This is a genomic window from Photobacterium sanctipauli, assembly GCF_003026495.1.
Taxonomy (GTDB): Bacteria; Pseudomonadota; Gammaproteobacteria; order Enterobacterales; family Vibrionaceae; genus Photobacterium; species Photobacterium sanctipauli.
In genome coordinates this window covers 12089-25142 of record NZ_PYMA01000020.1, presented here as the reverse complement: position 1 = coordinate 25142, position 13054 = coordinate 12089, and the positions used below count along the sequence as shown (strand labels likewise).

Annotated in this window: 10 protein-coding genes; 1 reads left to right on the top strand and 9 read right to left on the bottom strand. The window is 54.1% G+C overall.

Annotated features, from left to right (window positions below; translation table 11 throughout):
- Nucleotides 1-268: 268 nt before the first annotated feature.
- The 3 genes from C9I98_RS22515 to C9I98_RS22505 all read right to left on the bottom strand — a co-directional run bounded on the left by C9I98_RS22515 (nucleotide 269) and on the right by C9I98_RS22505 (nucleotide 4775).
- Complete coding sequence (locus C9I98_RS22515) at nucleotides 269-676, bottom strand: hypothetical protein (protein WP_036819472.1); 408 nt, start codon at nucleotides 674-676, stop codon at nucleotides 269-271.
- A gap of 123 nt (nucleotides 677-799) precedes the next feature.
- A complete protein-coding gene (locus C9I98_RS22510) occupies nucleotides 800-1570 on the bottom strand; it encodes a class I SAM-dependent methyltransferase (RefSeq protein WP_107272507.1) in 771 nt (256 codons plus the stop codon).
- A gap of 61 nt (nucleotides 1571-1631) precedes the next feature.
- Nucleotides 1632-4775 (bottom strand): EAL domain-containing protein, encoded by a 3144-nt coding sequence (locus C9I98_RS22505; protein ID WP_107272506.1) that lies wholly within the window; start codon nucleotides 4773-4775, stop codon nucleotides 1632-1634.
- Nucleotides 4776-4878: 103 nt separating this feature from the next.
- Between C9I98_RS22505 and asnC the strand changes: the two genes are divergently transcribed.
- Nucleotides 4879-5340: a transcriptional regulator AsnC gene (gene asnC, locus C9I98_RS22500; protein WP_036818368.1), complete on the top strand. Its 462-nt coding sequence runs from the start codon at nucleotides 4879-4881 to the stop codon at nucleotides 5338-5340.
- A gap of 63 nt (nucleotides 5341-5403) precedes the next feature.
- On the opposite strand, the gene hemB is transcribed toward asnC, so the two are convergent.
- The 6 genes from hemB to C9I98_RS22470 form a co-directional block, all read right to left on the bottom strand.
- The gene (hemB, locus tag C9I98_RS22495) at nucleotides 5404-6453 is read right to left on the bottom strand and encodes a porphobilinogen synthase (protein ID WP_036818367.1); all 1050 of its coding nucleotides are present in this window, start codon (nucleotides 6451-6453) and stop codon (nucleotides 5404-5406) included.
- 55 nt (nucleotides 6454-6508) lie between these two features.
- On the bottom strand, nucleotides 6509-7303 hold the full coding sequence (gene tatD / locus C9I98_RS22490) for a 3'-5' ssDNA/RNA exonuclease TatD (RefSeq protein ID WP_036818366.1): 795 nt from the start codon (nucleotides 7301-7303) through the stop codon (nucleotides 6509-6511).
- Between the two features lie 62 nt (nucleotides 7304-7365).
- Nucleotides 7366-8307 (bottom strand): ABC transporter permease, encoded by a 942-nt coding sequence (locus tag C9I98_RS22485; RefSeq protein ID WP_036818363.1) that lies wholly within the window; start codon nucleotides 8305-8307, stop codon nucleotides 7366-7368.
- Between the two features lie 3 nt (nucleotides 8308-8310).
- Nucleotides 8311-9288, bottom strand: a complete 978-nt coding sequence (locus C9I98_RS22480; protein ID WP_036818360.1) for an ABC transporter permease — start codon at nucleotides 9286-9288, stop codon at nucleotides 8311-8313.
- A gap of 92 nt (nucleotides 9289-9380) precedes the next feature.
- Nucleotides 9381-10940, bottom strand: a complete 1560-nt coding sequence (locus C9I98_RS22475; protein WP_036818358.1) for an ABC transporter substrate-binding protein — start codon at nucleotides 10938-10940, stop codon at nucleotides 9381-9383.
- A gap of 88 nt (nucleotides 10941-11028) precedes the next feature.
- Nucleotides 11029-12747 carry an ABC transporter ATP-binding protein gene (locus tag C9I98_RS22470; protein ID WP_036818355.1) on the bottom strand — a complete coding sequence of 573 codons (1719 nt, stop codon included), beginning with the start codon at nucleotides 12745-12747 and terminating at the stop codon, nucleotides 11029-11031.
- Nucleotides 12748-13054 lie beyond the last annotated feature (307 nt).

Below are 13054 nucleotides of genomic sequence, written 5' to 3'. Positions count from 1 at the left end.
ATTGTTTCTAATTGTTAACAGTCATTTCATCTTATATCTGTGCCATTGATAGCAGTATGTAAAAAGTATTCAATAGCTACTCTTGTTGCTCAACAGATGGATAACTAACTATGGATATGCTTCCTTGGTTAATCGTTTCTGGCATCATTGTTTCTGTTATCACCTGCCTAATGACTGCAGTGCTGATCAAAGAATCATAATCGTCAGATATAAAAAAACCTCCGCTCCGGAGGTTTTTTTGTGCCTGCCATTCAGCCCTCGCTTTACGCTACATCTGCAACGCCTGCTTGGCTTTTTGCATCGCCTTGTCATACTGCTTAACGGCCTTGGCCGCCTTCTTCAGGCTCTTATGTTTCTTCTTCGCGACTTTCTTCAGCTTTTTAGCCTGCTTCTTGGTCACCTGCGGCGCCGTGATCGGCTGCTCGTGCTCAATCACCGACAGCGCGGCAAGGTGCGATTTCGCCTCGGCCTCGGATGCGGCCGGGGTTGGTGCCGACACCGCCACAGGGGCGGCAGAGCGAACGCTTAGCGAGCTCGGCTTACATAGGTAACCTTTGTCGCGGGCAACACGGGCGCAGCTGCTACAAATGAAATTAGGCATACTGACAATCTTGCTGATTTCAGCAAACTTGTCCGCAATCTCAATCCGGCGATACTTACATAACGACTTTGCCATTACCTCTTCCTCCAGCAAAGACACCCCATCGTTGACTGTCTTTACCTTCCATCATAGCGGCAAACAACAACCTATAAGGCAAATTGGTATAATCATCAGTTATACCATGCCCATGGCGAAAGGCTACTTCATTGCCGCCTTAACGTAGACATCAAATCGGTTTTTCTTGGTCTCGATAGCTGTCGATGGCTTTTGCTCGGCCAGAAACTCCGCATAATCCGGCCGCTTCACCACCACGCGCTTGGTCGCCAATGCCATCGCCGGTGCCAACAAGGCATCGGCATCGTTATCGGCCCCCACCAAGGTCTGGAATACCCGCATCTCTTTTTTCACCAACGCGGATTTTTTCTTGTGCGGGTACATAGGATCCAAATACACCACATCCGGTGCGGCAAAGTCGGGGTCGGCAGCCAATTGCTCCAAGGCATTATGGCTGGACGCGTGGAGCAAAGTCATTCGCTCCCCCACCCAGCTGCCAATATCGGCATCTTGCTTGGCGCGCGCCAAGCCGTCATCAAGCAACGCCGCCACAACCGGGTGGCGCTCAACCATCTGCACCTTGCAACCCAGCGAAGCGAGCACAAACGCATCACGGCCAAGGCCAGCGGTTCCATCGACCACCGTCGGGGTCACCCCGCCCTTGAGGCCAACCGCCTTGGCAATCGCCTGGCCGCGGCCACCACCGAACTTGCGTCGATGCGCCACCGCACCACCCGCCAAATCAACGTAAACCGCCCCAAGCTTAGGTTCATCCAGCTTGCGCAACTCCAAGCGCTCGGCTGTCAGCACCAAGGCAAAGACACTGTCAGGATCATCCTCCAGCCCCCAACGCTGCGCGAGCAAGTCGAGTTCATTCTGGCGTTCGGGGTGTTCACAGATTAGGGCTAGTTGCACTGGGGTCTCCGGTTAGTTCACTATCCCGGCCACGGGCAGCGGCGGGTATAAGGGGGTGGGATTATACCACCTCTTCCTCTTGGCTCAATTGCCCAACCAGCTCGGCCAGCGGCTTGGGCTGGCCAAACAGGTAACCCTGGGCATAATCCACTTCTAGCGCCTTGAGGCGGGCCAGGATCGCCTCGCTCTCGACGAACTCCGCCACCGTCTGCTTGCCCATCTTCTTGGCCAGCTCGTTGATGACCTTGACCATGGCAAAGTCCATTTCGTCATCGGCAATATCACGGACAAACATGCCGTCAATCTTGATGATATCGACCGGCAGCCGCTTGAGGTAGCCAAACGACGAGAGCCCAGAGCCAAAATCATCCAGCGATATCTTGCACCCCAAGGTCTTGAGGCGGGTAAACAGCTGGATAGCCTCGCTCATATTGCCAATCGCCGCCGTTTCGGTGATCTCAAGGCAGAACCTGTCGCTCGGCAGGCCGGACTGGCTGATCTTTTCAATCAGGAAGCGAACAAAGTCGCGATCGCCCATCGATTGGCCCGACAGGTTGATCGCGCACATCTCCAGTTGCGCTACCGCTTCGGGGTGAGCGTCGAGCCAGTCAATCACCTCATTAACCACATAGCGGTCGATGAGGTGTGCCAAGTTATAGCGCTCCGCCGCCGGCATAAACAAGCCCGGCGAAACCATCTCGCCCTCCGGGCTACGCAGCCTAACCAGGATTTCATAGTGGTGGCGAGAGCACGCAGCCCCCAGCGGGGCAATTTGCTGGGCATAGAGCTCAAGTTGCTTGTCAGCCAAGGCCCGCCGGATCAAGCTCACGCACGCCATTTCCTGCTCGCGGCGGCGCAGCTCTTCATCATCAGGATGGTACAAGTGTAGTCGATTCCGGCCTTCGTCCTTGGCGGCGTAGCATGCCGTATCGGCCTGGGCATGCACCTGCTGGGACGAGCCCGAAGTTTCGTCAATCAAGCGAATGCCGATAGAGCAGCTGAAGTTAAAGCGGGCGCTCTGCCAGTAGAAGGAGGCCTCGTCGAGTACATACAGCACCTCACGGCCAAATTTTACCGCTTCTTCCATGGTGCAGTGGTGCAGGATAACCGCAAACTCATCGCCGCCCAGGCGGGCCAGGGTCGCTTGCTCCGGGGTGATCCCCTTGAGCAGCAAAGCCACCTGCTTCAGTGCTTCATCACCGGCCTCGTGGCCTGCGGTATCATTGATCACCTTGAACTGGTCAAGGTCAATATAAAACATGGCATGGCGCGCCCCTTTGTCGCGCGCCTCCACCAGCACCTGCTCCAAGTGCTGCTCGAAATAATTGCGGTTATACAGGTCCGTCAGGTAATCGTGGCAGGCCTGGTACGCCAGCTGCTCTTCCAGCGCCCGGGTTGAGGTGATGTCTTCCCCAACCACCAATAGCTGCTGCTTCGACTGCATTGGCCTGATCACCTCCCTGATCCAAACCCGGCGGCCGTCGGCACAACAGTATTGCAGCTGGCGGCGCCAAACCTTGTCGGCACCGCTATCGCTCGCGGCCGAGATAAATTGCTGCGGCTTAAGCTCATCGCTATGGTAAAAGTCCGACACTTTATGCCCCAGCAACTCGCGCTTGCCGTAGCCAAGCAGATCGGCGGCAAATTGGTTCACCGACTGGATGCGGGACTGGCTGTCTACCGTCATCAGCATCACGGGCTGCTGCTCGTAAAGCAGGCGGTAGCTCACTTCCCGCTCGCGCAACTTTTCTTCCATCTGGTAGCGGGCGGTCACATCCCTTGCCTCAAACAAGATCTGGGTTTCGTTGCTCACCCCGTAAGGCAGCCGCTTCATCGAGATATCCAGCATGCGGTAGCCATCCTCGGCGCTTTGCACTGCCAGCTCCAGGCGCATCTGCTGTTCCAGCTCCACCGCCTCAAAGGAGCGTTTCAGCGCCAGCATGGCATTTTGATCCCAGCAAAACCAACGCCAGATAGCCCGGTCATACTTGATCACCGAGCGACCGAGCAAGCCTTGCAATGCCAGGTTGCCCGATACCAGCAAGCCGTTAATATCCAAGATACCGATATACTGGAAGCTCTGGTCGAACACGCCTTCGAATAGCGCCCGGCTCTGCTTCAACCTTTGCTCGCCCTTTTGCAGTCGGCGGATCACCATGCCCAGCAAGATGATCACCCCGCTCATGACGCCAACGGACACCGTCAGCACCCGGATTTCGCTCCGGTAGCGCTCGAGCCAGCCTGCCGGTTGGTTGAGGATCAGGGCATCACTGTCATTGGCACTGAGCCCCCAGCGGGCCATCACCGGATAATTGAAGATCTTCTTGCCTTGGTTACGGATAAAAACCGGGTATTGGGCAACTTGGCCGTTCACAATCGATAGCAATAGCTGGCCGGCCTGCTGCCCCTTCTCGAAACCACTGGCCATCATGCCACCGACCACGCCGTACTGGAGCATAAACTGGTAGGGCGCGTAGACCGGGGCCGACGACTGCTCGGTCAGCTCAGTAAGGAAGTCGCTGTCATCCATGTACCTGCCATTACCGTCATGGAAGTAGCTCAAGTAAATGACGGCCGATTGCGGCGGCAGGGCCGCCACTTCGTCAAACAACTGGCGAAAGCTCGCGTCACTGATACGCTGAACGTCAAGATCGAGGTAGTTGGTCGAGAGGTAATCATCAAAACCCTTCCACTTCGCCTTCCCCGTTGTCGTATTGTCAGCAATCACCAACACTTTTTGCAGTTCGGGCTGGAAGGTCAGCGCCAGCGACAAATTGGCAGCCAGCTCGTTTTGCTCCAGCACCCCGGCAACATTGCTGAGGTTATGGTGCATGCTAGGGTGGTAGCCATCAATACCGACCAACACCACCGGGGTTTCACCGACAAGATCGCCAAGCTGGTTGATGAGCCAGAGGGCGTTGTTATCCGCCGCGACAATCGCTCGATACTGCTTGCGCCGGAGCTTTGCCCGGTAGATCTCAACCAGCTCGCCCATGAAGTTTTCGGATTGGTAGCGCTTACTATCCATGTAGCTCACGCGAAGGGGGATTGGCGAAGGCGAGGTATCGGTAACCGACTCGATACCGTCTTGCACAATATCAGTCCACTGCATCCCCTGATGATAGGAATGGATAACCAGGATATCCTGTTGCTGGGCTGAGGCTATCCCGCCCCACAAAAAAAACAATACAACGAAAAACCGCATGATGCTCAAGGAGTCCTGCCTGACATTTGGGAATTGTTAGAAATTTCAGCGAGGGACAGTATAAGATAGGTAGATGCCCGTATAAACAAAAGATTGCTTCCACATGACGCCACCAATCCGAATGGATGATCTCGACCGCGAGATCCTCAATGCATTGATGACCGATGCCCGCACCCCGTATGCCGAAATGGCAAAGCGGTTCAATGTCAGCCCGGCCACGGTCCATGTCCGCGTCGAGAAGATGCGCGCCGCTGAAATCATTACCGGCACCGAGGTGGTGGTGAACCCGAAATTGCTCGGCTATGACGTATGCTGCTTTATCGGCATCAACCTCAATGCCGCCCGCGACTACCATTCCGCCCTTGCCAAGCTCAACGAGCTCGACGAGGTGGTCGAGGCCTACTACACCACCGGCGCCTACAATATTTTCGTCAAGTTGATGTGCAAGTCCATCGAGGAATTGCAGTACGTGCTGATCGACAAGCTGCAGGCCATCGACGAGGTCCAGTCGACCGAGACCCTGATCTCGCTGCAAAACCCCATCAACCGCAACGTGCAACCCTAGCCAGCTTGCCGCCATAAAAAAAGCGAGGCCCATGGCCTCGCTCCGGTATTGGTTTGGCTGGAATTACTCCGGCTTGCTGTCTAGCTGCGCACCGCGCTCTGCCGCTTCCTCTGCCAACCACTCCGCCACATTCTTGGCAAAGTAGGTCAGGATGCCATCGGCACCAGCACGCTTGAAGCACAGCAGCGACTCCATCACGGTTTCGCGCTCTTTGAGCCAACCATTTTGGATTGCCGCCATGTGCATCGCGTATTCACCCGATACTTGGTAGGCAAAGGTCGGTACCTGCAGCTCGCTCTTCACCCGGCGAACCACATCCAGGTACGGCATACCCGGCTTCACCATCACCATATCCGCGCCTTCGTTAACGTCCATGGCCACTTCGTGCAAGGCTTCATCGCTGTTGGCCGGGTCCATCTGGTAGGTTTTCTTGTCACCGCCCTTCAGGTTGCCCGCCGAGCCGACTGCGTCGCGGAACGGGCCATAGTAGTGGGAAGCGTACTTCGCCGAATACGCCATGATCTGGGTATGGATATGGCCCGCATCTTCCAATGCCTCGCGGATCGCACCAATTCGGCCATCCATCATGTCTGACGGCGCCACGACATCGGCACCCGCCTCGGCATGGGATAGCGCCTGCTTGATCAGCACTTCGGTGGTCACATCATTAATGACGTAGCCGTCTTCGTCAATGATGCCGTCTTGGCCGTGAACGGTAAACGGATCCAGGGCAACATCGGTGATGACGCCCATTTGCGGCACATGCTCCTTCAGCAGGCGAACGGCACGCTGTACCAAGCCTTCCGGGTTGTAGGCTTCCGCTGCACAAACTGACTTGAAGTCCTGTGAAACCACAGGGAAAAGGGCAATAGCAGGCACGCCTAGCTTGGCAAGATACTCAGCTTCAAGCAGCATCAGGTCAATCGACAGGCGCTCAATACCCGGCATCGAGTCCACCGTCTCGCGGCGGTTCTTACCCATCAAGATAAACATTGGGTAGATCAGGTCATTGGCAGAAATCTGGTTTTCTGCCATTAAACGGCGACTAAAGTCATGCTTGCGCATGCGACGCATACGACGAGCCGGAAACGCGCCCTGAATAGATACAGACACTGCTTTCTCCTTGTAAGGGTTTATCATTCGCTTTTTTCTGATAATACCACTCCCGTCACGAGACAGGAGCTCCGATTTTAAAAAATGCCTGGGTTGTCGCGTACGACTGCGCCATCACAGCCTGCGGGTCTTCACCACGGCACTGGGCGATCACCGATGCGATATGGGGCAAGAACTTGGGCTCATTGCGGCTGGATTTCGGCTTGGGACGGTAGTCCCGTGGCAGCAGATAAGGGCAATCCGTTTCGATCATCAACTTATCGGCCGGAATATACTTCACGATATCGCGCAACTCGGTTCCCCTGCGCTCGTCGCACACCCAGCCGGTGATCCCGATATGCAGATCCAGCGCCAGGCACTCGCGCAGCTCCGCTTCGCTACCGGTAAAGCAGTGCAAGACCGCCGCGGGCAACTTGTCGCGCCAAGGCTTGAGAATATCGACAAACCGCTCGTGGGCATCACGGCAGTGCATGAAGACCGGCATATTAAGCTCAGCCGCTAACGCCAACTGCGCCTCAAACACCGCTTCTTGTTGCGGGCGGGGGGAAAAATCACGGTTAAAGTCGAGGCCGCACTCACCAATCGCGACAACTTCGGGTGATTGGGCAAGCTCGCGGATCACAGGCAGGCTTAAATCATCCACCGTCTTGGCGTCATGGGGATGAACACCGGCGGTGCTGTAACAATAGTGGGGCCAGCGGCGTGCCATTTGCAACGCCTGCTGGCTTTCTTCGATGCTGGTACCGGTCAGAATCAAGCTGTGCACACCGGCTTCCCGAGCCCGGATTACTACCTCATCGCGATCTTTATCAAACCGGTTATTGGTTAGGTTCACCCCGATATCTATCATGATCATTCCGTCTAAAACTAGCTATAACGGAATAACTTAGAGGACTCGAGGCGTTTTGGCTATCACCCTTTGTAAATTTTCGGGTTGAAGACATCACGTAGCCAGTCACCCAGCAGGTTGATCACCAATACCAAGGTCACCAGAACCAACCCAGGGAAGGCAGTGATCCACCATGAGCCCGAGAAGATGTAGTTGAAACCGATACTGATCAGCGAGCCCAGCGACGGCTGATCCACCGGCAAGCCCAGGCCAAGGAACGACAGCGCGGCTTCCGACATGATGGCGTTAGCAACCTGCACCGTCGAGATAACCAAAATCGGCGACAAGCAGTTTGGCAAGATATGGCTGAACATAATACGCGGTGCCTTGAAGCCCATCACACGGGCAGCCTCGACGTATTCCTTCTTCTTCTCGGCCAACACCGATGCACGCACGGTACGGGCGTATTGCGGCCATTCTGCAATACCGATGATCACCACCAGCATCACCACCGCATACTGGGCAAACATTTCCGCCCCGAGCGCCGTGCGGAAGATTGCCGACACGATAATGGCCACCATCATGGTTGAGAATGACAACTGGACATCGGCAAAGCGCATCAGGAAGCTATCGACACGGCCACCGTAGTAACCCGCACTCAGGCCGATGATCACCCCAAGGAACAACTGCAAGCCCACAGCCAACAAGCCGATAGTCAGCGACAGGCGAGAGCCATACAGGATGGTGGAGAAGATATCGCGCCCCTGATCATCCGTACCGAGCAAGAAGCGGCTATCTCCCTCTTCCATCCAAGACGGCGGCAGCTCGGAGTCCATAATATCGATGGTCGATAGATCATAAGGGTTGGTTGGTGCGACCACCGGCGCCAAGATGGCCGATAATGCAAACACCAAAAATACCGCAAAGCTGAACATCGCTACTTTGTCTTTGCGGAAGTAATACAAAAAGTCAGAATTTTTAAAACGTTCCCAACGGCTTGGAACGACAGCTGTCGTACTGCTCATGACTTACTCTCCCTTGCCAGTCAGATTAACAGTCGGGTTAACCAAGCCGTAAAGCAGGTCAACAATGGTATTGGTTACCACGAATATCAAGCCAACGAAGATGACATAAGCGGTGATCAGCGGGGTATCTACCCGGTTGATGGCCTCAAGGAACAGGAAGCCCGTACCCGGCCACTGGAATACGGTTTCGGTAAGGATGGTATAAGCGACCATGGTGCCGATCTGCACCCCGCCCACCGTCAGTACCGGCAGCATGGTGTTTTTCAGTGCATGCTGGTAATAGATTTTGTTCATTGCCAGGCCCTTGGCCTTGGCAAACTTGATGTACTCCGAGCTCAGCACCTCTAGCATTTCAGAGCGCACCAAGCGGATAAACAACGGAAGCATGATAGAAGCAAGGGCAATACAAGGCAGAACCAAGTGCCGCAGGCCATCAAGGGTGAAGTAGCCGGACTCCCAGCCCAATACATTGGCGGTCTCGCCCCGGCCATATGACGGCAGCCAGCCCAGTTCTATCGAGAATACGTACATCAGCATAATGGCGGTCAGGAACACCGGGATGGAAATACCGATACTACTGAATGCCATCACGGCTTTGGTGAAAAAGCTATTGGGGTGAATAGCGGAATAGACCCCGAGCGGTATCGACACCACTATGATGATGAGTGTTGCCCCGAACACCAGCTCGAGCGTTGCCACCAGCTTATCAAGGATCACCTCTGTTGCTGGTCGCTTGAAGAAATAGGAGGTACCTAAGTCGCCTTGCAGCGCATTGCCAAGAAAACGGCTGTATTTAGTCACAAACGGATCGTTAAGACCCAACTCGTCACGTAGTTGTTGACGTTCAGCTTCTGATACCGACTGCCCCACCAGCTCGCGCAGCGGGTCGCCTAGGTTATCCTGGATAGCAAAAGCCACCAGACTGATCACAAACATCACTATCAGTGCCTGAAACAGGCGCTTGACCAGAAACGTAAACATTCCCTGCCCCTTTTATCATCCTTAAAATCGGTGCCGGCACAACTGCCGGCACCGAGTACTACTGGCGAATCACTTCGCCGTGGTGTTATTGCTTACTTACCTTCAACCACTAGGTCGCCGAAGTAAGGGAAGTTCATCGCATTCACGATAGGCTTGATCTGTAGGTTGCTGCTTGCACCCCAAGCCAGGTTTTGCCAGTGCAGAGGAACGAACGCCGCATCGTTGTATAGCGTTGCCTCAACCTGCTGTAGCATCTCTGCACGCTTAGCCGGATCCGTTTCCACATTCGATGCTTCAACTAGCTTGTCGACTTCGGTGTTCGAGTAGTAGCCACAGTTGTACTGGCCCTTACCGGTTTCCTCGTTACGAGTCATGGTCAGGAACTCAGAGAAGTTCGCCGAATCTTCCGTATCCGAGTGCCAGCCAATCATCATCATGTCTGCTGCACAAACATCGAACTCAGGCCAGTACTGCGCTTTCGGTAGGGTCTTCAGGTCAACCTTGATACCAATCTTCGATAGCATCGCTGCCGTTGCCTGAGCCACCTTAGCATCGTTCACGTAACGGTTGTTCGGTGCCATCATGGTTAGCTTGAAGCCGTCTTCGTAGCCAGCTTCTTTCATCAGCGCTTTGGCTTTTTTCAGATCATAGCGCGGCGTTAGCTCAGCATCGTAACCGGCGTAGCCTTCAGGGCCCTGCTGGCCAGCAGCCGTTGCGAAGCCCTTCATGATTTTCTTCACGATGCCTTCGTTGTTGATAGCGTGAACAATCGCCTGGCGAACACGCACGTCTTTCAGCGCTTCGTTAGAGTTCTGGTTCATCTGGAACGAGATGATACGGGTACCCGGCAGCGTCACCAGATCCACACCCTTGGCGTTTTTCACTCGGTCATGATCGTTCGGCGCTACCGGCGCAATCATGTCAACACCGCCAGACAGCAGGGCTGCCACACGGGTCGCGTCTTCTTTGATTGGCACTAGGGTTAGCTTATCAACGTTACCTTTCGAGTCCTTGTCCCAGTAATCAGCAAAGCGCTCAAAGTCCACCTTCACGCCCTGCTCACGCGCCGTCACGATGAACGGGCCTGTACCTGAAACATTGGTCGATGCGAAAGAGTTACCGTGCTTAACCAACTCTGCCTTGTCTTTACCATCAGCCGTCTTGCCTGAGTAGAACTTGCTGTCCATCGGGAAGATGTAAGTCGCCGTCTGAAGGACTAGCGGATATGGGCCTTTCGAGATCAGCTCAACCGTGTAGTCGTCTACTTTTTTCAGCTCTGAGTACGGTTCGAAGATCGCCTTGAAGTCTGGTGAGTCCTTCAAGCGCTTGAATGTCCATACCACATCGTCGGCAGTCATCTCGTTGCCTGAGTGGAACTTCACCCCTTGGCGCAGCTTAAAGCGGAAAGTATTGGCATCAACACGCTCCCAGCTTTCAGCCAGGCGCGGTTCAAAATCCAAAGACTGGGTATAACGCACCAACGGGTCAAATACCATGTGAGACATTTGCAGCGTACCACCCGATAGCTGCTCATGCGGATCCAGTGATACTGGGTCAGCGTCATAAGCAACTTTGATGTCTGCTGCGGCTGCACTAAAACTTAGGCCTGCGGCCATTAAAGCGACTGCCAGCTTGGTCTTGATGGTTTTCATTGCATAGCTCCTTTATGCGGGGGAGTTAACTCCCCTTGCTGTTGTGTTTGCTTTTATTAGTTTCCTGCCAGCCACCTGGCGAGGTTGGTTAAGCTAACTTCAATCCTTCTTGGCTCATGCCCTTAAACTCTGGCATCAGCGAAATAAGCTGTTTGCTGTATTGGTGCTGCGGGTTGGTGAACAACTGCTCGGTTGGCGCCACCTCTAGCAGGGTGCCCTTTTGCATCACCCCGATACGGTCACACATCTGGCGGATCACCGGCAGGTCATGGCTGATAAACAGCATGGTCAGGTTCAGCTCGTCTTGCAGATCTTTTAGCAGGTTAAGGATTTGCGCCTGTACCGACACATCCAGTGCCGACGTCGGCTCGTCACAGATCAACAAGCGAGGACGTGTCGCCAGTGCACGGGCGATAGAAATTCGCTGGCGTTGGCCGCCCGAGAATTCATGCGGGTACTTCACGCCGGCTGCCTTGCCAAGGCCAACATGATCCAGCAGGTCGTTGACAATTTGCTGGGTCTGGCTCTCGCTTTCCGTTAACTTGTGGAAACGAATAGGCTCAGCAATGATATCGGCAATTTTCATCCTCGGGTTCATCGAGGTATACGGGTTCTGGAACACCATCTGCATCTGGCGGCGCAGCGGACGGCGCTCGGCTTCATTTTTCAGCGCGGTAAGATCCACCCCTTCAAAGGTGATCTTACCGGAGTTAGGCGGGTACAAACCGGTGATCGCCCGGGCAATCGTCGACTTACCGGAGCCCGACTCACCAACCAGGCCGAATGTTTCACCTTCGAAGATCTCAAAGCTGACGTCATTATTGGCTTGGACGTATTCACGGCGGCTTTCGAAAAACGAGTCCTTAGTAACAAAGCGCAGGTTCACATTCTCGACCTTTAGCAAAGGGCCAGTATAGCTGCGCTGATCTTCACTTTGCCCCAACCAGTGGTTCTTCACATCCAGCTGGCTCATCTCATGGGCTTCCTCGATATAGCTCACGAGCGGGAAGCGCTTGAGCTTGATATCGGAGCGAGGCACTGCCGAGATAAGGCTTTGGGTATAAGGGTGGTTAGGGCGGCACAGCACCTGCTCGGTATCGCCAATTTCCACCAAGTCGCCGCGGTACATTACCGCCACGCGGTCCGTAACATTGGCCACAACCCCCATGTCATGGGTTACCAGCATACAGCCAACATTTTTCTTCACGCAGAGCTCACGGATCAAGTTCAGGATCTGATCCTGAATCGACACATCCAATGCAGTGGTAGGTTCATCGGCAATGATCAAATCCGGCTCACCCGCAAGGGCTATCGCAATCACAACCCGCTGGCGCATACCGCCAGAAAACTGGTGAGGGTACTGCTTAATACGTAATTCCGGCTGAGGGATACCCACCTGCTCCATCAAATTCAGGGCACGCTTCAACGCCTCATCCTGACTGACTTTCAAGTTGGTGACGATGGTTTCGGTAAGCTGCTGCTCAACCGTAAACAGCGGGTTTAGCGACGTCATCGGATCCTGAAAGATAAACCCAATCTTCGAGCCGCGCACCGAGCGCATTTGCTCTGCGCTAAGGCCAGAGACCTTTTCGCCGTCAAGGTAAACATCGCCGCTGGCAATTTGCCCAGGGGGGCTCAACAGGTCGATAACCGCGTTACCAACTGTCGATTTACCCGCACCGGACTCACCCACGACACCTACAATCTCGCCGCGCTCAATCGAAAACGACAGTGATTTTACCGCTGCGTGAACACCGTGGCGTGACGGGTATTCGATACGCAGATTCTTTACTTCCAATAAAGCCATTACCAGACCTCAACTGCTCGGCAGCTTTCTGCCCTGTCTGAAAAATTGATTCCCTTCAATCAGCATAATTTGCTGAATATATGTTCAGGACACAATTTGTCAAAAATTTCACAGAAAATCAACAAAACATCAGTAAAAACCGAAAAACTGAATAAAGAAGGAATAAATAATCAAACAAGATAGGATGAATTGGAGCTAAAGCGACAGATTAGACCATATCCGCATAGCGAATAAAGCAGCAAATAAGCAGTGGATATGCCTGAAATTTAGGTTATATGGTATAACCTAAACTTTTATCGCACTACAT